18 protein-coding genes are annotated in these 20,579 nt (G+C 58.9%); 8 read left to right on the top strand and 10 right to left on the bottom strand.

The window, feature by feature from the left end; genetic code table 11:
* Positions 1–758: 758 nt before the first annotated feature.
* From CLM58_RS11305 to CLM58_RS11290, 4 genes are all read right to left on the bottom strand, one after another.
* Entirely contained in the window at positions 759–1,481 is a 723-nt protein-coding gene (locus CLM58_RS11305; RefSeq protein ID WP_095596029.1) for a ribonuclease activity regulator RraA, read from the bottom strand.
* Positions 1,482–1,631: 150 nt separating this feature from the next.
* A complete protein-coding gene (locus tag CLM58_RS11300) occupies positions 1,632–3,158 on the bottom strand; it encodes a rhodanese-like domain-containing protein (protein ID WP_095596028.1) in 1,527 nt (508 codons plus the stop codon).
* A 118-nt stretch (positions 3,159–3,276) separates the two neighbouring features.
* Complete coding sequence (locus CLM58_RS11295; RefSeq protein WP_095596027.1) at positions 3,277–4,656, bottom strand: MmgE/PrpD family protein; 1,380 nt, start codon at positions 4,654–4,656, stop codon at positions 3,277–3,279.
* An 11-nt stretch (positions 4,657–4,667) separates the two neighbouring features.
* Positions 4,668–6,041: an MmgE/PrpD family protein gene (locus CLM58_RS11290; RefSeq protein ID WP_158221898.1), complete on the bottom strand. Its 1,374-nt coding sequence runs from the start codon at positions 6,039–6,041 to the stop codon at positions 4,668–4,670.
* A 127-nt stretch (positions 6,042–6,168) separates the two neighbouring features.
* On the opposite strand from CLM58_RS11290, the gene CLM58_RS11285 reads away from it, so the two are divergent.
* From CLM58_RS11285 to CLM58_RS11270, 4 genes are all read left to right on the top strand, one after another.
* The gene (locus tag CLM58_RS11285; protein WP_095596025.1) at positions 6,169–6,930 is read left to right on the top strand and encodes an SDR family NAD(P)-dependent oxidoreductase; all 762 of its coding nucleotides are present in this window, start codon (positions 6,169–6,171) and stop codon (positions 6,928–6,930) included.
* 376 nt (positions 6,931–7,306) lie between these two features.
* Positions 7,307–8,218, top strand: coding sequence for a Bug family tripartite tricarboxylate transporter substrate binding protein (locus CLM58_RS11280; RefSeq protein ID WP_233133105.1), 912 nt, complete (start codon positions 7,307–7,309; stop codon positions 8,216–8,218).
* A 32-nt stretch (positions 8,219–8,250) separates the two neighbouring features.
* Positions 8,251–8,760, top strand: coding sequence for a tripartite tricarboxylate transporter TctB family protein (locus tag CLM58_RS11275; protein ID WP_095596023.1), 510 nt, complete (start codon positions 8,251–8,253; stop codon positions 8,758–8,760).
* Positions 8,761–8,807: 47 nt separating this feature from the next.
* On the top strand, positions 8,808–10,322 hold the full coding sequence (locus tag CLM58_RS11270; RefSeq protein ID WP_095596022.1) for a tripartite tricarboxylate transporter permease: 1,515 nt from the start codon (positions 8,808–8,810) through the stop codon (positions 10,320–10,322).
* 50 nt (positions 10,323–10,372) lie between these two features.
* On the opposite strand, the gene CLM58_RS11265 is transcribed toward CLM58_RS11270, so the two are convergent.
* From CLM58_RS11265 to CLM58_RS11240, 6 genes are all read right to left on the bottom strand, one after another.
* Complete coding sequence (locus CLM58_RS11265; RefSeq protein ID WP_095596021.1) at positions 10,373–11,779, bottom strand: MmgE/PrpD family protein; 1,407 nt, start codon at positions 11,777–11,779, stop codon at positions 10,373–10,375.
* The gene (locus CLM58_RS11260; RefSeq protein WP_095596020.1) at positions 11,776–13,167 is read right to left on the bottom strand and encodes an MmgE/PrpD family protein; all 1,392 of its coding nucleotides are present in this window, start codon (positions 13,165–13,167) and stop codon (positions 11,776–11,778) included. The genes CLM58_RS11265 and CLM58_RS11260 overlap by 4 nt, the downstream gene beginning before the upstream one ends.
* Positions 13,168–13,402: 235 nt before the next feature.
* Positions 13,403–13,609 carry a hypothetical protein gene (locus tag CLM58_RS11255; RefSeq protein WP_095596019.1) on the bottom strand — a complete coding sequence of 69 codons (207 nt, stop codon included), beginning with the start codon at positions 13,607–13,609 and terminating at the stop codon, positions 13,403–13,405.
* Positions 13,610–13,691: 82 nt separating this feature from the next.
* Positions 13,692–14,774 (bottom strand): enolase C-terminal domain-like protein, encoded by a 1,083-nt coding sequence (locus CLM58_RS11250; protein WP_095596018.1) that lies wholly within the window; start codon positions 14,772–14,774, stop codon positions 13,692–13,694.
* A gap of 4 nt (positions 14,775–14,778) precedes the next feature.
* Positions 14,779–15,789 (bottom strand): AbrB family transcriptional regulator, encoded by a 1,011-nt coding sequence (locus CLM58_RS11245; protein WP_095596017.1) that lies wholly within the window; start codon positions 15,787–15,789, stop codon positions 14,779–14,781.
* 68 nt (positions 15,790–15,857) lie between these two features.
* The gene (locus CLM58_RS11240; RefSeq protein ID WP_229666115.1) at positions 15,858–16,595 is read right to left on the bottom strand and encodes an SDR family NAD(P)-dependent oxidoreductase; all 738 of its coding nucleotides are present in this window, start codon (positions 16,593–16,595) and stop codon (positions 15,858–15,860) included.
* A 132-nt stretch (positions 16,596–16,727) separates the two neighbouring features.
* Here CLM58_RS11240 and CLM58_RS11235 point away from each other — a divergent pair, with 132 nt between their 5' ends.
* The 4 genes from CLM58_RS11235 to CLM58_RS11220 all read left to right on the top strand — a co-directional run bounded on the left by CLM58_RS11235 (position 16,728) and on the right by CLM58_RS11220 (position 20,579).
* Complete coding sequence (locus CLM58_RS11235) at positions 16,728–17,426, top strand: GntR family transcriptional regulator (RefSeq protein ID WP_158221897.1); 699 nt, start codon at positions 16,728–16,730, stop codon at positions 17,424–17,426.
* A gap of 74 nt (positions 17,427–17,500) precedes the next feature.
* Entirely contained in the window at positions 17,501–18,493 is a 993-nt protein-coding gene (locus CLM58_RS11230; protein WP_095596015.1) for a Bug family tripartite tricarboxylate transporter substrate binding protein, read from the top strand.
* A 75-nt stretch (positions 18,494–18,568) separates the two neighbouring features.
* The gene (locus CLM58_RS11225; RefSeq protein WP_095596014.1) at positions 18,569–19,021 is read left to right on the top strand and encodes a tripartite tricarboxylate transporter TctB family protein; all 453 of its coding nucleotides are present in this window, start codon (positions 18,569–18,571) and stop codon (positions 19,019–19,021) included.
* A 31-nt stretch (positions 19,022–19,052) separates the two neighbouring features.
* On the top strand, positions 19,053–20,579 hold the full coding sequence (locus CLM58_RS11220; RefSeq protein WP_095596013.1) for a tripartite tricarboxylate transporter permease: 1,527 nt from the start codon (positions 19,053–19,055) through the stop codon (positions 20,577–20,579).

Here is a 20,579-nt window from a genome sequence, read left to right as displayed (position 1 = left end):
TTTTCATAATTTTTTAAGAGAAGACGCTTCCGTACCAAAGACCCCTCCTAATTGACCAGCAACCAAACCATCGGACCCGTTTGAAACAACAAGTAACGCGAATTCATTCATGCCTTACAGGCTACAAATTTAGGGGACGGGCCCAATTAGACTGCCACTGTTCTCCAAAATAACATCACAATAAGCAATGATATTGGCGGTGCTGGCAGACTAATTCGGAAAAGTCTCCACTTGGAAAGTCGCTCTGTCCTTTATGCTGTATTAAGACCGCTCGGCTCGTCACTGGCACCGGAACGGCTGGCCATTAATCGTGATCTGCTAAAGAGGCCGCGCTCCTAGTTGAAGTGGTTCCTGGCAAAGGCATGGACGGCAGCGAATTTCTGAAGGCTTCGCCTGTGCAGGAAAACCGGAACTTGTCCATCGTGATGACCTCAGGCTGATCATGCGTAGCTGAGAAATTTCAGCTCAACAGTCTTAGCACGTGGCTTCGTTACTTATCCTTACCCACCTTCGCCTTCCTGACCTAAGTTCCGTTTGAGCAGCAGATATCCCACGTTACGAAGCGAGAGTAGGCATCGCAAATAAAGCATGACCGCCAGGCACATGATTTCGGGGCTGGTATTGATCTACCTGTTTCGGGCGCCCTTGGTCATAGGGGAAGGTTACAAGACTGCCCTTCCCTCACTTAAGCCAACCTCCACTGACAAGATGGTAACGGAAAGCCCTCCGCCCCAGTCCTCATATTTTGACCCTGCCGTCTAGCTATTCTCTTTTTTCCACGCCTCGTAGCGCGCCTTCGTCTCGGCGTTCATGGGATAGAGACCCGGGAGTTTTTCTCCACGCTCGACCTCTGACACGATCCAGCCTTCCATCCGCTCCTGTTCGACAGCCTCCTCGAGAACTTCGCCCAGAAAAGCCGCAGGGATCACCACCGCTCCATCCAGATCGGCGACGATGGTGTCTCCGGGGATCACGCAAACCCCGCCACAACCGATCGTCTCATCCCAGCCGACGAATGTAAGACCCGCAACCGAGGGCGGCGCGGCCGCGCCCCGGCACCAAACCGGCAGGTCGGTGCCAAGGACACCCATCAGATCGCGTACAACCCCGTCGGTCACAAGGCCCGCCGCCTTTCTTTTCATCATGCGTGCGCAGAGGATGTCACCGAAAACGCCTGCATCGGCGACACCCATTGAATCGATCACCGCAAAAGCCCCCTCGGGCATAGATTCGATCGCGGCACGTGTGGAAATCGGGCTGCCCCAACTGGCTGGCGTGGCAAGATCTTCACGGGCTGGCACGAACCGGAAGGTAAAGGCCGGTCCAACAACGCGTTCCTGTTTGTCGTGGATTGGGTTGGCACCCCGAATCCACACATTCCGAAGGCCTTTCTTAAGCAGGATCGTGGTAAGCGTCGCGGTTGTGACGCTCTTCAGCGTCTCGATGGCGGCCGCGTCGAGTTCGGTTGTCTTTTCCGTCATGCGTCTTCCCTTTCGGAATAGGGTTCGGTGTCTACTGAGCGAACCAGTGGGTGAGTTAGTGTATCAGCAGTCCTGAATCCCTCGGGCGCTTGTGTTGCCAACCGCGTCGCAGGCATGCTGAAGGGCGTCGAAATCGACCAAGGCATTTCATCATATCCTGAACAAGCCGCGCTCGGTATCGCTGAGTTGCCCCACGAGCCCTTTTTCCCACGCGAGGTAAAGCTGCGATGCCTTCAGGTTTCCCCGGTGGCGGCCGTCGGCAAAACTCGTGATATCCAAGGCTTCGGAAAGTGGCATGGGGCTGGACGTTTCGATTTCGGCCCCGGCCGCCGTCAACGCCGTCATCCCACCATCGACGACGGCGGCATCAAAGGCGCCAGTGGACCGCAGCGTGAAAGCAGCAAGATCGGCCCGAGCCGTCTCATCGCCGACCAGGTGGAGCCGACCGATGTCGGACGGCAAATCATGCAATCGCGGTCGAATAGTCCAGATCGAACCCCTGACATGTCCCGTCGCAAAATCGCCCGAAGGCCTGACATCCACAAGCCGAGCATTGCCAGTCTCGAAATCCGCGAGCGCCTCTGCCGCGCTGATCCGCAGAACCCGTTCGGCGACCGCGGTAGGTTTCGGAGCGACACTTCTTCCGCGCAGGGCGTCGGATGTCCGGACAACGAAGGTCTGAAAGCCAAGCGCGCGCAGCCAATAAGCGGCGATCGCCCCCCGCAAACCGAGATCGTCGGCGAGGATCACGCGGGCACGCCAGACACCGATTTCTTGGTCCGTTGCCTGAACAAGGCTAACGACCGGCACCGCGGCAAATCCCGGCAACGGATCACGTCTCGCCTCCTCTGGCGCGCGCACGTCGAAAAGATATGTCGTCACCCCATTCTCGGAGCAAAGCGCATCGACCTCCGGCGCCTCGAGCATTTCAAGGCCTTCACGCGCCAAGAACTTCAAGGAGCGCGCTTCAGTAGCAGCGGCGGCGCCGTCATTCAGCGCTGGCAACTTTTCCTCGGGCAGGTCGTGGGCCAGTTCACGCCCCGAGAGCCGCCAGCCCTGAGTGCCATCTTCCAACCAGAAAATCTCGCGGTCGGGCGCAACCAGACCGACGCTTGCGGCGCCGATGATTCCGCGGGTCCGTCCCGCGCAGGTCACGACGATAGGCGTTTCGGCCGGCAGAGTTTCCAGACGATGCAAGAGCTCTCCGTTCGGGAGGTAGGTGGTCCCCGGAACGGTCATTTTCATGTGTTCAGCGGCGGGACGACAATCGTAGAACTGAAAGGGTCGCCCTTCGTCGCGCCACTGAGAAAGCGCGTCGGGTCCAAGGCTTCTGGGATGCAGATGCTCCTCGGCCAATTCGCCAAGTGTTTTCGACGGAACGTGAACTCCCTTGAAATTAGTGAACCCAGCCTCGGACCAACCTGGCACCCCTCCCTCGACGAACGACACATCTGAATATCCAAGGCATTCCAGCGACCGAGCGGCGAGCTCGGCTATTCCGTCGCCTCCGTCGATCAGAATGACCGGCACATCCCGACGGGGTACAAGCGCCACCACACGCTCCTCGAACCGGCTCCAAGGGCATGGCACGGCGAAAAAGGGATGGCCTTCGGAGAAGGGGCCGGCCTCGCGCAAGTCCAAAAACGCGACTTCGCCCTCGCCTACGATGCGACCCATCGCTGAGTCTGCCGAAATCCGAGCTGACACGACTTACCTCCGAACCTACTTGCTTATCTGGCCCAAGGATCGCCGCTTGCGCGGTGCGCGATGCCCGGCGGGCCGCTATCCGGCCGCGTCACGCGCCTAGGCCACTAAGGGGACGGGCATCAAACGGCCCGGTTCCGGTGAACAGGTCCGAAGCAAAGGCGCGAAGTTCCTCGGCCGCTTCCGGCGAACGCCGAGCGAAGATCAGATTCGCGCGCGCTTTTTCGACGATTTCATCCTGCGACATCCGCTCCTTCGTTCCCCCTCGCAATTGACCCTGTCTCTCTTCGAAAACCTCGCCATTCGCGAGTTCGGCGCGGATATGACCTGTATAGTTGCGTGGGTATTCATCGTCGGGGTTGATCACGTAGGACACCTTGGCAGCGAGCGCCTGCGCTTCGGGCGCTGCCACAGCTTCTTCCGTAAATTCGGCCAGACCTGCACCGCCATACAAAAGACCTGCGGCAATCGTATAGGGCGACGAGAACTTGGCAGCATAGGCGCTTGGCGGGGATTGCTTGAAGGCAAGTGGCTCCCACAGCCTGTGCACTGTGCCCTCGCCGACCTCGCAGGTGATCCGCACGATGTCCTTAGGGTCGATACCCCGCTTCCGCAGTCGGATTGCACAGTCGATGAACGGTTGCGTCATTGTTCCGCAGGCATAAGGCTTGAAGGCGACGCGAGCCGATTGCCAAACCGTACCGAGATCATCAATCAAAGGGGAGAAATCCGGCGTGATCGATGGTGCGAAGGCTGCGTAAAGCCCGTGGACGCCCTCGAAGACGGTTTGCGGGCCGCGAAAGCCTGCCGCGCCCATCTGCGCCGCCCGTATCCCCGATTGCGCGGCCCAGCCCGCGTGCATGCGCTTGGTCCAACTGCCATCGGCAAGGTATTCGATAATCCCTGCAGCCATGGAACCAGCAACACCCAAGCTATCCCGAATCTGTTTCGGTGACTGCCCCATGGCCCCGGCGACACCGGCGGCAGCGCCCATCGTGCCAAGGATCGCGGTCGGGTGGAAACCTGCGGAATGCACGGACTTTCCAGCGATGACACCCAGACGATTGGCGACTTCGATGCCGACGACTAGTCCCTTCGCGACATCCGATTTCGACAGCCCTAGGGCCTCGCCTGCTGCGAAGAGAGCTGGCACGACGACAACGCCGGAGTGAACGGGGCATCCTTCGAATGTGTTATCGTAGTCCTCGCCGTGACCACAGGTTCCATTAACAACGGCGGCGGCTGTAGGCTCGAATCCTTCGGACAGACCCCAGACCGTTCCGCTGCCTTTTCCAGCAAAAGCTTTCCGGACGGCCAATCCATAGTCGGTTTCAAGTGCCGCAATCGTCAGCGCGACGGTGTCGATGACAGTCGATTCGGTATCGCGCCGGGCGTCCTCGGCGATATCCTCGATCTGAAGGCTATTGATCCATTCTGCGAGGATGCCGGATACCGTCGCTTCGTTTGTCATGGCATTCCCTTTCAATGTCTGAAGGCCGAAAAGTCGGCCAGATCGGCCGCCTTGTCTATCGTCTGGCAAAAAGTCATCAAGTCCTCCGCCTGCGCCCTGCTCCATCCGCCATAAGCAGCATTTGCGAAGAATTTTTCTGCGATGTCGGAATCGCTCAGAGGTTCGTGCTGGCCGCCGCGCATATGCGGCTGATGATAGCGAAGAACGCGACCGTCCTTCATGTAAACCTCGAGATCGCCGGTATAGTTGACGGGATAAGGGTTCTTGGGGTCGATCCGATAACTGATTTTTTCGGCAAGGCCTAACAGGTCAGGCCGAGTGACGACGCTGTCTTCGAACTCTCCAAGGCCAGCGGCATCGTCGTAGAACCCGAGCGCCATGCAAAAGGGCATCGAGAACTTGGCGGCATAACCCGAAGGCGGGCGCTGCTTGTCGGCCAGCGGCTCCCAAAGCCGATGGACAAGACCCTCGCCTGTATCGCATACGATCCTGTCGATTTCTTCCGCGCGCACGCCGTCCCTTCCCAGCCGTCGCGCGCAATCGATGTACGGATGAATCATTGTCCCACAGGCATAGGGTTTGAAGACGATGCGGCTCATGTACCAAGTCTCGCCCAACCCCTGTGTCAGGTGGCTGTAGTCTGGTTCGGCCGTGGGTGCGAAGGTCTTGAAAAAATTGTGCCCACCCTCGAACACGGTTCTAGGCGCAAAGAAACCTTCGCGCGCTATCAGCGCGGCGCGCAGCCCCGATTGTGCGGCCCAGCCGGGATGAAGTCGCTTCGTCCATGCGCCGTCGGTCAGGTACTCGAGGATGCCCGAGGAAAAGCTGGCGGCCACGCCGAAAGCTGCTGCGAAACGGTCTCTGTCAAGACCAAGAGCCGCCGAGACGCCGGCTGCCGCCCCGAGCGCGCCGATGACACCAACGGGGTGAAACCCCGCGCGGTGCATATGCCCGGCGGCAACATGATTGAGCCGGCAAACCGCCTCCAGCCCGGCAATCATACCGGTCAATACGTCCGCACCTGAAAGCCTGTACCGCTCACCCGCGGCGAGAACGGCTGGCAGCACCATTGCGCCAACCCGGATCGGTGCGCCTTCCAGCGTATCATCGAAATCCTCGCCATGAATCGCGACCCCGCCGACAAACGCTGCGCCAGCCGCGTCGAGCGCCGCCGACTGGCCGATGACAGTGCAATTGCCGGGCTCGACGGCCCGCAAAAGACTACCGATGTAATCCGTGTTGCGCGCGGAAAGATAAAGTCCGGCCGCATCCACAAGATCGCGAATGGCGGTGTCCCGCACCTCCTGCGGAACCTTTTCTAGGTCAATCGCAGCGAGGAAGTCCGAGAACTGTTCAGAAACCGTAAGACCATCTGCCTGATCCAAGATCTTCAAACCCTCCCTAAACCGGCGGCAATCATCGCGAGGGAACTGAAAAATGTCAACAATTGACATTTTACTGTATTTGAGTGACATCCATAGGCACTGACCGAAGTAGATATTGGACACGCCAATGCCCCAATCCGCTCCTCTCGACCGACTCGATGGACAGGTCGCGATAGTAACCGGTGCCTCGCGCCGCATCGGCCGTGAAACTGCATTGGGCCTTGCGCGCCACGGTGCGGATATGGTGATCACCGCCCGCAGCGCTAAGGACGAAATCGACGCGGTCGCCGACGAGATCCGCGCGCTCGGGCGACGCGCAATCGTGGCCATGGGCGATGTCACCAAAGAGGACGACGCGCTGTCGATGGTGCAAGCGGCCCGTTCGGAATATGGCCGCCTCGATATTCTCGTGAACAATGCCGCGATCCGCCGCCAGGTCCCCCTACTTGAGATGTCGTTGGACGAATGGCGCGAGATAAACTCGGTCATTCTCGACGGAGCGTTTCTTATGTCCCGTGCCGCCCTGCCACTGATGATCGAAACAGGCGGCGGCACAGTAATCAATATCGGTGGCGTGACCGCGCATATCGGTGCCGTGAACCGTGCACATGTCTGCGCAGCGAAAGCCGGCCTTGTCGGCCTCACCAAGGCGATTGCTCGCGAGTTCGCAGATCGGAACATCACGGCGAACTGCGTCGTGCCCGGAAAGATCGGCGGTAAACGCTCGGCCTCATCGGGAGCCTCGCCGAACATGGGGACCGAAATTCTTCGTGGCCGCGAGGGCGAGATTGGCGAGGCAGCGGGAATGGTGGTCACGATGTGCCTACCACACGCTGGCTTCATGACCGGACAAACGGTGCATGTCTCGGGCGGATTATACATGCCGTGATTGCTGACAAGATGGCTCAGCGAGCGCACGGCGCCCAAACCCACACCGTACAAGCGGCCATCGGCCCGTTCCCCCCGTGGTTCAGCTTTGCCAACGGAACGGATCAAGGGCGAGATTCTTTGATTTTTTATGCTCTGACAAGAGGCTATAAATCACTTTTTTTGAATATTACCAATATCTTACGATACTTTTTCTACTCTCCAAAATTGTTGACAGTTGACAATTCAGCCTCGAATCCACGAAGCTATGATCATTGCAGGGTTCGACTGTCCGGTTGGAAATCCCGCGATGTGACCCAATCAAGGGAGGATAAAAAATGCTCAATAGCGCTCGCAATCTAATTGCCGCATTAGCCACGGCCGCAGCGGCCGGAACTATGGCTCTACCGGCGGCAGCTCAGGAATATCCACATGATACGGTGACGCTCGTCACGCACTCACGCTCGGGTGGCGGTACGGACGTCTTCCTGCGTGAGATGACGAAATATCTCGGCAAGTATCTCGGCGCCGACTTCGTCGTCGAAAACGTTCGCGGCGGCTCTGGCGCCAAGGCGATGGCCAAGCTGGCGAACTCACCATCGGACGGTTCGATCTTCTATGGAACGACGCCGACCTTCATCAACACGTCGCTGCTTTCGAAGCCCGAATACACTTACAAGGACCTGACCGGCGTCTCCAACGTGTTCCTCGACCCGCAGGTCGTCTACGTCGCCGCAGACAGCCCGTTCAATAATCTGACGGAAGTCGTCGAGGCGGCAAAGGCTAGTCCCTTTGACGTGGTCTTCGGGGTGACGACGCCTGGATCGCTCGATCGCCAGGTGATGGAAAAGTTCAAAGCCCTGACCGGCGTGACCTCGCCAGTCGTCACGCATGACGGCGGTGGCGAGCTGTTGATCTCGGTTCTTAACGGCACCGTGGCTCTTGGCATTGGTGAAATTCAGGAACTCGACGCCCAACTCAGAGCGGGTGAGGTGCGCCTGATTACAACTTACACACAGGATCGTTTGGATGGCTTCCCCGATGTGCCAACCGCGATGGAGCAGGGTATCGACCTTGTCGTGAACAAGTTCCGCGGCATCGCAGGCCCGGCCGGTCTTCCCGACGACATTTTCAACAAGTGGGAAGCCGCTCTGACCGCCGTTCTTCAGGACGAAGAGTTCCAAGAGTGGTACTCGGCTCAGTCCCTCGTCCCGGCCTTCATGCAGCATGAGGAATACAACGCCTTCCTTGAGCAGTTCGCCGAAGATCAGCGTGAATTCTTCGTTACCTACGGTATCGTGGACGGCTGAGCGAAACGGCTTCGGGCAAAAGGAATACAAAGATGACGTACTTCACCCGGGACATTTGGATTGGCCTTGTGATGTTGGGCGTATCCATTTTCTACTGGCTCGAAGCCTCTAAAATACGCGTCAGCCCGCTCGACGATCCCGTGGGTGCGTCGGGGCTACCAAAATCACTGGCTTGGGCGCTCGGTGCCCTTGCCATTCTTTTGATCATTCGGGCGATTTCCATATCGCTCATGACCAGCTCCGAGACAGTGGCCAAAGAAGATCCCCAGCCGTTGTCCGAACGCATTAGGCCGCATCTTCGCGCCATCGGCATGCTGGCCCTTGGAGTTGGCTATCTGCTGGTCGTGAATACGCTGGGATATGTCATTTCTATCGGCCTTCTGATTTTCTTCGTTTCGCTCTACATCGGGGCTCCTCTTAGCCAGAGAACCATACTGATAGCCTTGATTGGGCCCTTCGGCTTTTACCTTCTGTTCGTTTTGTTTCTTGGCATCCCGCTGCCAGGCGGCACGATACTTCCCGCGCTTCCCGGTACCGGCTGATATGCCGATGACCGCAGGCAAGCATTTTCTAATACAGGAGTGAGATAATGGAGCCACTCGGCTACGCATGGTCAGCACTAACGACGACACCGGCGGCCTTTGCCGCGATGGGTGGTGTCGTTTGGGGCATCCTTGGTGGAGCCCTGCCCGGGATTTCGCCGTCGATCGCGATGGCGCTCTTGCTGCCCTTTACCTATACGATGGACCCAATTCCCGCGATCGTCCTTCTCGCGGCGACCTATGTGGGCGCTGAATATGGCGGTTCGATCCCGGCGATCCTGATCCGCACCCCCGGTACCAATGCCGCTGCTGCCACCTCGATCGACGGCTACGAGATGCAAAAGCAGGGGCGCGGTGGCGAGGCCCTCGGGATATCGCTCGTTTCTGGCGTGATTGGCGGAATGATAGGACTTTTCTGCCTTGTCCTTCTGACCAAGCCACTGGCGAGCGTCGCCCTGTATTTCACGCCACCCGCCTATTTCGCACTCGGCGTGCTAGGGCTCAGCGTGATTGCATCCCTGTCGAGCGGGTCGCTGATCAAGGGACTTATGGCTGGTGTCATCGGTCTGATGATCGCCACCGTCGGCACCGACCCGATTTCCGGGGTGAGCCGCTTCACATACGGTGCCCCCGAGTTGCTGGGCGGCATACCCTTCATTCTCGTGATGGTCGGCGTCTTCGCGGTTTCGGAACTGCTCGTGCAGGCCGGAAAACCCGAATACAAGCGCCCCAAGAGCGAGACACGGCAGATGCGGATAAAGCTTCCGTCATGGGCGCTACTCAAGCGGCTGCGCAAACCTCAGGCTATCGGTTCCGGCGTGGGTCTTTTCGAAGGTGTCATGCCGGGTGCCGGCGGCTCGATCGCGGCCTTCATGGCCTATAACGAGGCGCGGCGTTGGTCTTCCAATCCGGACGAGTTCGGCAAAGGGTCGCCCGAAGCCATTGCGGCCCCGGAAAGCGCCAACAACACCGTGGCAGGAACGGCCCTTGTTCCAATGCTCTCATTCGGCATCCCAGGATCGAACTCGACCGCGATCCTTCTCGGCGGCCTTCTTATCCATGGACTTCAACCGGGCCCGCTTCTTTTCGAAGAGAACCCGGACTTCATCTATGGGCTCTATGGCGGGCTGCTTGTCGCGAACCTGTCGCTTTTCTTTATCGGCATGCTGATCCTGACGCCGGCAATCTGGCTTGTGAACCGCCCTAAACCATATCTTATGGCCGCGATTTTCGCGCTAATCTTCTCGGGAATCTACTCGATCGACAACACGCTCTTTGACCTCTACCTCGTCCTCTTCGCTGGGGCGATTGGCTATGTCATGCGCCTGCTCGGCTTCCCTTTTCTGCCATTGGTTCTGGGCCTCGTGCTTGGTTATCTGATCGAATCGAACTACCGCCGCTCTCTCTTGCTGACTGGTGGCGATCATTCCGTTTTCATCAATGATGGCATCTCGCTCGGGCTGCTGATTACGGCGCTTCTCTTCGTGGTGGGATCGGGCCTCCGGGACTATTTCGACGCGAGGAAAAAGAAGAACGCGGCGAACGCGGACAGCGCAGAATAACTCTTAACCGATAAAAAACTAATCGACGCGCGCCTGCTGGTGCGCGCCGATCAGATTAGGGACTTCACAAGTGGCAAAATCGTCGGCAGATCCGCGATGTTGCGGCAATTCGCAATAAAGGTATCCTGCGCCCCCTTTTCGATAACCCCTTCGCTGCAGTCTCTAAACTTTTCGACCAGCTCCTCCCAAGTAAGAGGATTGCGCGGTCCACCTCGGTAGTGCTCCTCAGATCTCTGAACATGAACAGCGCCGCTATGAGTGTGTAGCTCGATCTCAAATACGATCTTGTCCTTGCCGAGAGCCGCGATATCGGGCGCGATAACGGCCGTCACCCGTTTCTGCATTGCCTGACAGGCTTCGGACGCAACAAAATCATCCGAAAACTCTGCTAGCCCCGCCTTCCGGCGCAGGATCATCGCTGCCATCTGGAATGGAACGCAGAACTTACCTTCGAGCGCCGTGCGTGCATGCGCGACGCGCAACGGGCCGGGGGCAATCACGTTCAGCCCTGTTCTGACCACGACTTTTGCCACGTCCCCGGGGGCTATGTCGTGCAGGGTAACCAGCGTTTTCATCGCATCCATCCCGGGATGTCCGACGACGCCGGACGGGTAAGGTTTTATCGACGAGCCTGGGTCGAGGATCGCAAATGGCGCGCCAAGTCGATCCACGATTTTCTCTGCGGCAAAGCCGCCACCGAATGCCTCGAAGAAACCACGTCCGCCTTCAAGCGCATTGCCTGGGCCATCGAATCCAAGGCTTGCGAGCCGTGCCGCTGTCACACCGGTTTCCGCCGACCGCCCCATGTTGAGGGGTTTCGACATCGTGCCGTGATTAACACCCAGACCAGCCGACATTGTCGCAGCGATAGCGAGCGCATGGCACGTCTGCTCCTCGGTTAGCTTCATCAACTTTGCCGCCGCCGCTGCCGAGCCGAAAACACCGATTGTTCCACTCGAATGAAAACCCCGACCGCCGGCGAAATGATCCGGGTGGATCGCTTCCGCGACCTTCACCTCGGTCTCGAACCCCAGAACGAAGGCCGTAAGAAACTCGGGCCCGCTCGCTCCGGTCAATTCAGAGACAGCCAATGCCGCGCAGAGCGCGGGCATCGTCGGATGGATCAGGACAGAACGGTCCTTTTCGAGCGACAGCGCTGTATCGTCATAGTCAAGCGCGTGCCCTGCAATTCCGTTGGCGAAAGCGGCAAGATGAATGGGCGACCGCCTGCCCCCTGCTCCGAAAACCGTGACTTCTTCTTTGCCCCCGACGGACCTAACGTAGTCCCTGGCAATCGTTGCGCAGGCTTCCTGCGTACCCGCGATCATTACAGCCATGCCGTCCAAAACGCAGCGGACCGCAACCTGTATGGCATCGTCCGGCAAATCCTCGAATCTCGTCGCCGCGATAAAGGAGGCGATTTGGCGCGTCACCTCAGGAGGTTCGATTCCGGTCATGTTCCACCTAGCGCAATTGTGTCATTCGGATGCGGTCCGATAAGACACGCATCAACAAGATCGCCCGGTTGGAAGTTTTCTTCCAAGCAGAGGCTGATCAAGCGCGTCCCGCCATCAGGAAGTATGCCGCCAAGGATATCGCCGGCCTTTTCGCAAACCTCATCCGGAGACATCGGGTCGTCTGGCGTACCACGCACGACCCTGGCGTGGTGCCGGAGCGTTTTCCCGTCCGCCATGCGTATCTCGACGATCGATTGGCGTTCGGGCCGCGCATGGGTCAGCGCGTCATCCGCCACCAGTCGGATCTTTTGACGAAGGGCAAGAATTTCGGGGTCCGACATCAGAGCCGCGTCATGCGAAGCGGCAAAGCCGACCCGGCCGCGTAACGTCGAAAGTGCCACGAGGTGCTGTGCACAAACCGCCGGCATGTGACGATTGTCAACGATATGAATCCGGTTCGAAGGAAGGTGCACCGTGATAGCGTCGATGTCCTCACCTCGTTGTGTCTTGCCGCCGAAGATTGCCTCGACCGCGTCGAGCACGGATTGCAGTGGCGAGCCGACGGACCATTTCTTGATCGACGAGCGTGCTATTTCGAAACGCTCTCCGAGCTCTTCGTACAGGGCCTCTGGACGCGGGGCTTCCGCGAAGGCCGCAAGAAAACTGTTCTCGCCGGTCAAGGGATGGTCCGGCGCCGTCATGCCGGCTTCGGCAAGCAGCGCCGCAAACACGCCGTTCCGTGCGCTTTTGGCGCCGAAGTCAAACGACTTTTGAACATGGTCCGGATCGCGGTTCCAATAGGACAACCCTGAGGTCTGCTGAACTGTAAATGACAGCATCGCCTCGCATTGGGCGGCGCTGAGCTGGGCCAGAGTGCCAGAAGCCGCAGCAGCGCCGAAGAGCGACCCGAAGGAATGGGTCGAGAACACCGTTGTCTTCGGGTTGGAATATCCCAACGCCATGGTTGCCCGCGCACCGATATCGTATCCAAGAGCGATGGCGCGAAGAAGCGCCGCGCCAGAAGAACCCTGACGCTCGGCCATGGCAAGCGCCGCCGGCACGATACCGCATCCGGGATGAAAACGCCCCCAAATATGGCTGTCGTCGGTCTCATCCGCATGGGCAGCCATCGCATTGGCGAATGCCGCGTACTCGACGCTTGTTCGGGACGTCGATCCGAGCAATGCCGCCGGTCCAATCTGTTTCGCACCTTCCACAAAGCGGTAACCGAACTGACCCGCGGGCAAAAACCGGCCCGAAAGAATCGCCGCTATGGTATCGAGAAGATGGCATCGCGCGCGCATTTCGACCTCGGGCGGCAGTTCCATTCCCCCCGCTTTCGAAATGTATCGGGCAACCGTCGCGTCTATGCTGTCAGGGTCATTCATGGCGTTGTAATCCTATCTAGACCGCCCGAAAAAACCAACATTCGCGAGTGTTTCGAGCAGTGTTTTAAGGCCAAGCGCTCGTCTGTGTAATCGTAGACGAAGCAGAGCTTAATATGCCTTTCTCGAACGCGATCGAAGCTGGAACCTAGTAGTTGCCCTGTACTCCTACGCAACAACCCGAGGACAGGTGTACCGGTGTAGAGTCGGCGTTTTCGCGACCCGGAGGCACTCCTCGTCACGGATTGCCAATCGTTGGGTATCCGACAAAGTGCGGCAGCCCGCGCTTTCCACGGCTGCGCAAAGTCGGGCGCACGTCGATGCCTCGGCGTGTCCGAGATGCGGCAAGAAATCCGAGAAGGTGACCGATGCCGAATTCGTGTTTGTCGTACTGGAAAGTAACGGTCAGCCTCGCCCCGTTCTTCAGAAGACGCAGGGCAAACATAACTGTTTCCGATACTGGCCAATGTTGAACAGTTGCGGGGTTTCGGTCGTGTTCGAGAAGTCGGAAAGAGCATGATCGGTCCCTATCCAATACGGCATTCGCGCAAAAGACGCTCATTAGGTTCAAGGCCCAGACCCGGGCGATTTGGCACGGCGATCTTGCCCGCGGATAACATGGGCGGGTCCGCCATCAGAAGACGCACGATACGGACTTGGGCTCGGTGCAATTCGACAGCTCCTGTCGTGAACGCCCCGCAGATCCAGTGAAGGTTTACGATCTCCCAGCCTCCTGCCATCGAAATCGAAATCCTCCGGTCGACCGCGTCTTGGGCCGCGTCGATGGCCGCTTTAAAACCGCCAAGAAAAACCGCGTTTGGCTGGATCATTTTAACGCCGGCCTCGCTAAAGGCCTCGAACCGCGCGGCGCTCTGTTCCATCTGCCCGGCCCCGATCGGGATACCTTCGGCCGCAAGGCGAGAAAGAGCAGCAATGTCATTTCCGATAACCGGTTCTTCAAGCCAGGCGAGGTTTAGGTGTCGTGCACCATCGACGAAACGCAGCGCTGCCTCCAAATCCATCCTGCAATTAGCATCGGCGATCAGCTCGGCTTCCTCTCCAATAGCTTGTCTCACAGCCTGAAGCCGAGCGAGGTCCTCGGCAACGCTTCTTCCGCGCGCGGCGACAAGAACCTTTACGCCAAGCGCACCGCTGGCGACCTCTTTTCGGCACACCTCGGCAAGCACCTCGGTCGAGAGTTCGGGAAAACCGCAGGTTACGTGGAACGGTGCTGCCGCGCGGGCTCCTCCCAGATGGGCTGCAACGCTCTGGCCCGCGCGCTTTGCGCGGAGATCCGTCAGTGCGATTTCGAGCGCAGAAAGCGCCGAAATCACGACCCCACCCATGTTCCTCGGATTGAACCTGTGCGCCATCACGGTCACCGGATCTTCGACACCTTCCGCAAGGATTTCCGGCAAGGCGCGATTCAGGAAATGCGCGACTTCAGGGGCTAAGAAGCGCCCGGAAAACCCGTTGCCTTCAACCCCGTCCAGATCGCGCAGCCGAAGCCTGACAAACGTAAAACTGTCTGACCCGGAATAGGCAGAAGGATCACCCTTCATCGGCTTGGGTGAGTGAACCGTCGCTTCGACCTGCCAAGACGCCGCCATGACTCTATGTCCCGTCTTTCCCGGCGTTGAAGCCGAGAAGGCGCGCAGCGAGCGGCGAGCAGGTCAAGATGAAAAAGACGCGCGTGACGTGATGCAGGACCACGAACCCGAGATCTGCCCCGACGACTATAGCGAGGATCGCCATTTCAGCCTGACCGGCAGGCGCGAAAGCGAGAAACCCGTCAAGGGCTGGCGCGAGCCCTGCCAGAATGACGATCTCTGCAAAAAGGGCGGCGACGGCAGCTACGATGATCACATACGCCAGCCCCGCGACGACATCCTTGCGGATCTCGGACAGTGTCACGCCGACATAGCCCGCACCAAGCCCCATGCCGATAAAGAACTGCGCTGCTAGGATCGCCTCGGCCGGCGGGCGGGAATGAATGACGTCACCAAGAGAGAGCGCAGCCGAAAGCACCATCGGCCCGATAATTGCGGCCCCGAACATTCCGATGCGCTTGAACAATTGCCAGCCGATAAGTGCCGCAGCAACCATGATTAGCATCTCGTGGATAGGTATGGTGGCGGCGGGCGCTCCGATCGGATTGTCAAGGTCAGCACCGAAACCGGCGACCATGATCAAGGGCACAACTAGCACGATAACAAGAAGCCGTGTCGCGTGGATCAGGGTAAGCGTTCGCACCTTTGCACCCGACTCCTCGCCAAAGGCAGTCATCTCCTGAAGCCCGCCCGGCATGGCCGCAAAGAAGGCCGTCGCCTTGTCGAGACCGTAGACCCGGCGAAAGAACTGGAAGCCAATCACGGCCACCACCAGGACGTAGAGCGGTACCATCGCGAGCGAGACCGTCATCAGCGGAAGTCGCTGGATCAATTCGGGCGTGATCGATGCCCCGATCGCGACGCCGAGAATGGTTCGCATGACCACGCCGATCTGGCCGGAACCGACCACATGGATGCCGAAAAGTGCAGCCAGAAGACAGGCCATAAGCGGTCCGAATAAGAACGGAAGCGGCAACCCCAAGAAAAGGAAAACGCCGGTCCCCGAAAGACCCATGGCGATAGTGGCTAGAATGCGAGGAAGATTTTCAGCCCCACCGGCTGGTCGCCTGAGACCGACGCGGGCTATGTTTCTTCTCCACCATTCACGGCGATCATCTGCCCGGTGACAAACCGCGCCTCGGGCGATGCGAGATAGCCCACGCAGGCGGCGATATCAGGGGATTGCCCCATGAACCCGACTGGAATGGTTGCCACGCGCTTGGGGTCGTCGGCGTTGTCCTCATCCTTCCGGATCTGGCCCGGCGAGATGACGTTTACTGTGATGCCTTTGGGCGCGAACTCGGTCGATAGCGCCTTCGACAGCCCCCAAACGCCGTGTTTCGCCGCAGAGATGGGCGCGCCTTCAAAATAGCCACGAATGGCCTTCATACCCGCGAAATTGATGATCCGGCCCCAACCCTTGTCGACCATGCCCGGCAGGAATGCACGCGCCGTTCTGAAAGCGCCGGTAAGCGCAACGTCGACCACGCCATCCCAGTCCTCGTCCGTCATTTCAAGGAAGGGTTTGTGCGGGCGGCGGGCAGCGTTGTTGACGAGGATATCAACTGTACCAAAGCGTGTCTTCGCGATGTCAGCGGCGCGGGCGACGTCATCGGCTTGCCCCATGTCGCCCATCACTACCAATGCCTCGGCACCGGCCTCGGCCACCAGACGCGCCGTTTCGGTGCAGGCGGCCTCGTCGCGCGATCCGTTAATCACGACATTCGCTCCGAGACCTGCAAGATGAACTGCGATCCCGCGCCCAATATTCTGGCCGGAACCAGAGACAAAAGCGGTTTTTCCAATGAGTGGTTTTGACATTAGGTTCGGGCCCTCCTCGCCCAAATTCATATTGCGCAATGGCTCGTTCTGCACACAGTGAATAGCCGTATGCCCCCCGCCAATCAACAGAATATTGTTGACATTCTACATTATATCTATTTGCTTGGCGCCATGATCAGCACCCCTAAACAGCACGAGTTTACTGGCTTCAAGCGTCGACGCCCGCTTGTATTGGAGGTGCGTGACGAACTTGAACGCATGATCCTGGAGGGCGAAGTCCCTGGCGGGGAACGGCTGAACGAGCACACGCTCGCGGCTCAAATGGGTGTCAGCCGCGCTCCAGTTCGGGAGGCTGCGCGATCCCTTGAACGTGATGGCCTTGTCACTACGGTGGCCAAGAAAGGCGTCTTTGTCCGCAAACTTTCGGTAAAGGATGCACTCGAGCTCTACGATCTGAGAGCCATGCTTGCCGGTATACTCTGCGCCTGCGTGGCTCGACGCTGCGGCGCCGATGCGGGGGCTGCTCTTAGAGCTCAGGTCGAGAGTATGTCAGAGGCAATCGAGGCACGGGACGAAGAGAGCTACTTCGCTCAGAACCTAGCCTTTCACGATTGGATCGCTGAAGCAGCGGACACAAAAAGGACCGCGGCACTTTACATTGCTCTCGGCAAAGAGGTGCGGCTGTTTCGCCATCGTGTTCTTACCGGGCAGGACTCTTTGCGCGTTTCAAATCTGGAACACGAGCGCATCGTAACGGCCATCGAGATGGGCGACGTTGAAGCTGCGCGCGAGGCAGGAAGCGTGCATCACCTGAACGGAAAAGCGCGCCTTCTGGACCTGATGGGAGGGAGCCCAGAAGAGACAGCGTAACGCGATCAACATTTATCTGCCCGGCGCAGGAGGCGCCGAGCCGAAATTCCATGCAAAACCTAGGGAGGATACTCATGGACAAGACTGAAACCAAATTCGGACGCGGACTTCTCGGCGCCGTAGCGGCGGCCGTTGTCGCCGCCCCCCTCGCTGTGGCAACGCCTGCGATTGCGCAGGACTATCCCTCGGCCGATGAAACGCTCGACTGGACCATCGCCTTCGGTCCGGGTGGCGGCAACGACATCATGGCCCGCAGCATCATCGAGATCCTGAACAAGTACGACCTCTATCCTGGCGAAATTTCGGCCGAGAACCGCGCGGGCGGCTCTGGGGCTGTCGGTTGGGGCTATCTCTATGCACAGGACGGCAACGGCTATGGCATCTCGACCACGTCGGGCAGCTTCGTGACCACACCGCTTCAGGCAGATACGCCTTGGCAGCCCGAAGATTTCACGCCCGTGGCGCTTCTGGCAACCGACGACCTCGTCCTCGTGGTGAACGGCGAAAGCGATATCCAAAATATCGACCAGTTCATCGCGAACGCGAAAGAAAACCCGATCACGATCGGCGGTACAGGTTCGGTCAATGTCGACTTCATCGTGCCGACTCTCTTTGCCAAGCGCGCGGGCTTCGAGTTCGACTACGTTTCGTTCAACTCGATGTCCGAGCAGACCACAGCGCTTCTCTCGAACGCGCTAGACGCCATGGTCGGCAACCCAGGTGAAATCCTTGGTCTGATCGACTCCGGAGACCTGCGCCCGATGGTGTTCTCGGGAACATCCACCCCGGCCGCGCTCGAAGGCGTACCGACCATGGGTGATATCGGTTACGACATCGGCGTGTCGATGCCCCGCGGACTGATCCTGCCGCCAAATGCGCCGGAAGAAGCCCAGACGTTCTGGATCGAGACCATGAAAAAAGTCGTCGAGACGCCGGAATGGGACGAGTACATCTCAAGCAATACGCTGACACCGACCGTACTCTACGGCGACGAGTTCCGCACCTTCCTTGGCAACACAAAGAACGGCTTCGAGACCGTTCTGCGTGAAGTCGGCGCGATCGAATAAGCGGCATCTGCCAAAACTATGGGCCGGCCGCGGAATGGTCCGCGGCCGGCCTTCTCCATCACAGGATTTCAAATCATGCGCCGCGTCTTCCTTGTCGTTCTCCTCGCCGGGGTGATCTACTATACCTACGTCGCATTCGCCGACCTTAACTTTCTGACGCGGACCGGACGCCCCGGCCCAGGTTTCTTTCCGCGTGTGATCGGCATCTCTGCTATCTTCATCATCCTCTGGGCGCTGATCGACGAGCTCAGAAAAGGCGCGGATGAGCAGGAAAAGGCGAACCCGGAGGCATGGCAGGACGTGGTCATGCTCATGGCCCTCGCTATTGGTTACGCTGTGCTACTCCGGATGTTCGGCGGCTTCGTCGCTACCGTGATCTTCCTTGGCGTGACCCTGATGGTTCTAAACCGCACACAACCGCTCAAGAACTTCGCCTTGGCCATCTTGATCCCAGGCGGCGTCTATCTTCTGTTCGACAGGGTGCTGAACGCCAACATGCCGCCCGCGCTCTACGACCTACCAATCTGAGCCTCACAATACACTAGCCGGAGCAGCCGCAATGGACATCTTTTCGGATTTGATGATGGGGCTTTCGATCGCCATCTCCCCGATCAACCTCTTCTACCTTCTAATCGGTGCCATCGTCGGCATGATCGTCGGTGTTATACCGGGCTTTGGACCCTCGGCGGGTCTTGCGATCCTTCTACCAGTGACATTCGGGATGGACCCAATCGGCGCCATCATGATGCTCGCGGCCATTTATTACGGCGCGATGTACGGCGGAACGATCACCTCGATCCTTCTCAACACCCCGGGGGAAAGCGCTACAGTCGCGTCGACCTTCGATGGCTTTCCACTTGCCAAGAAAGGCCGCGCAGGGCCCGCTCTTGTTATGCAGGCAGCGGCCTCTTTCGTGGGTGGCACCGTAGGCGTGATCCTGATCACCATCCTCGCACCACTCTTCGCTCAGGTTAGCCGGAGTTTTGGGCCACCCGAGTATTTTCTGCTGGCTGTGATGGGGATGCTGACGCTTCTCGTCATGATCGGAACCAACTGGAAATTTGGGGTGATCTCGGCGCTGATCGGCTTCGCCCTTGGCACAGTAGGCGTCGACCTTGAAACCGGACAGGGCCGCTACACTTTCGGCTCTGCCGAGCTAATCGGGGGCATCTATTTCATCCCGATTGCGATCGGTCTCTTCGGCCTTGGCGAACTGTTCTATGCCTTCTACACCGGGCTTCACAAAACCGGCACGGGCGGCATCGTCCAGTACGACAAGGAAGAGCGGTTCTGGCCGTCGATTGAGGACTGGGTTTCCACACGCTTCACCATGGTGCGCGGTTCTATCCTTGGCTTTGTTGTCGGTGTGATCCCGGGCGCAGGAGCGACAATTGCCTCGCTCATGGCCTACTCCACCGAGCGGTCGATCTCAAAAAATGGCGATAACTTCGGCAATGGCGAGATGGCGGGCCTTGTCGCCCCGGAAACCGCGAATAACGCGGCATCGTCCGGCGCAATGATCCCGCTTCTGACGCTCGGTATACCGGGGTCGGCTTCGACGGCGGTGCTTCTCGCAGCATTCCTTCTCTGGGGCCTCCGTCCTGGTCCTCTCTTCATGGAGCAGAACCCCGAGTTGGCTTGGGGCCTCATCGCATCGATGTATCTTGGGAACATGGTGCTTCTGGTCATCTCGATCTTTGCGATCCCACTCTTCGTCCAAATGATCAAGGTGCCCTACCGGGTGCTCGGGCCCTCGGTCGTGGTGGTCTGCGCGCTTGGCACGTTTAGCGTTCACGCGAGCTTTATCGAGACCTACCTGATGTTTGCCGCCGGTATGGTCGGTTTCTTCATGCGGCTCTACGGCTTCTCGCCCGCCGCTCTGGTCCTGGCGCTAGTGCTCGGCCCCCTCGCCGAGGAAGCCCTTCGACAAACGATGACCATCTCTCGCGGGTCCTTTGGCATCTTCATCGAGCGCACGCCATCATTGTCGATCATCTGCGTGACGATTGCCCTTGTGGTACTGCTTCCACTGCTCAACCGGTTCGGAAACACCAGTGCCGGGGAATCCGAAAAAGCGGGCAGTTAA

This window comes from Actibacterium pelagium (assembly GCF_002285415.1).
Classification (GTDB): Bacteria; Pseudomonadota; Alphaproteobacteria; order Rhodobacterales; family Rhodobacteraceae; genus Actibacterium_B; species Actibacterium_B pelagium.
Note: the sequence above shows the minus strand (reverse complement) of the source record. Positions and strands in the feature narration are given on the sequence as shown.

Excerpts from the sequence above, each read along its gene's own strand:
- CLM58_RS11230 (WP_095596015.1), top strand. The coding sequence starts at position 17,501 with ATGGACAAGACTGAAACCAAATTCGGACGCGGACTTCTCGGCGCCGTA.
- CLM58_RS11300 (WP_095596028.1), bottom strand. The coding sequence starts at position 3,158 with ATGGGTCGCATCGTAGGCGAGGGCGAAGTCGCGTTTTTGGACTTGCGC.
- CLM58_RS11260 (WP_095596020.1), bottom strand. The coding sequence starts at position 13,167 with ATGAATGACCCTGACAGCATAGACGCGACGGTTGCCCGATACATTTCG.
- CLM58_RS11280 (WP_233133105.1), top strand. The coding sequence starts at position 7,307 with ATGGCTCTACCGGCGGCAGCTCAGGAATATCCACATGATACGGTGACG.
- CLM58_RS11225 (WP_095596014.1), top strand. The coding sequence starts at position 18,569 with ATGCGCCGCGTCTTCCTTGTCGTTCTCCTCGCCGGGGTGATCTACTAT.
- CLM58_RS11250 (WP_095596018.1), bottom strand. The coding sequence starts at position 14,774 with ATGGCGGCGTCTTGGCAGGTCGAAGCGACGGTTCACTCACCCAAGCCG.
- CLM58_RS11255 (WP_095596019.1), bottom strand. The coding sequence starts at position 13,609 with ATGTTTGCCCTGCGTCTTCTGAAGAACGGGGCGAGGCTGACCGTTACT.
- CLM58_RS11265 (WP_095596021.1), bottom strand. The coding sequence starts at position 11,779 with ATGACCGGAATCGAACCTCCTGAGGTGACGCGCCAAATCGCCTCCTTT.
- CLM58_RS11220 (WP_095596013.1), top strand. The coding sequence starts at position 19,053 with ATGGACATCTTTTCGGATTTGATGATGGGGCTTTCGATCGCCATCTCC.
- CLM58_RS11235 (WP_158221897.1), top strand. The coding sequence starts at position 16,728 with ATGATCAGCACCCCTAAACAGCACGAGTTTACTGGCTTCAAGCGTCGA.
- CLM58_RS11295 (WP_095596027.1), bottom strand. The coding sequence starts at position 4,656 with ATGACAAACGAAGCGACGGTATCCGGCATCCTCGCAGAATGGATCAAT.
- CLM58_RS11240 (WP_229666115.1), bottom strand. The coding sequence starts at position 16,595 with ATGTCAAAACCACTCATTGGAAAAACCGCTTTTGTCTCTGGTTCCGGC.
- CLM58_RS11270 (WP_095596022.1), top strand. The coding sequence starts at position 8,808 with ATGGAGCCACTCGGCTACGCATGGTCAGCACTAACGACGACACCGGCG.
- CLM58_RS11285 (WP_095596025.1), top strand. The coding sequence starts at position 6,169 with ATGCCCCAATCCGCTCCTCTCGACCGACTCGATGGACAGGTCGCGATA.
- CLM58_RS11305 (WP_095596029.1), bottom strand. The coding sequence starts at position 1,481 with ATGACGGAAAAGACAACCGAACTCGACGCGGCCGCCATCGAGACGCTG.
- CLM58_RS11245 (WP_095596017.1), bottom strand. The coding sequence starts at position 15,789 with ATGGGTCTTTCGGGGACCGGCGTTTTCCTTTTCTTGGGGTTGCCGCTT.
- CLM58_RS11275 (WP_095596023.1), top strand. The coding sequence starts at position 8,251 with ATGACGTACTTCACCCGGGACATTTGGATTGGCCTTGTGATGTTGGGC.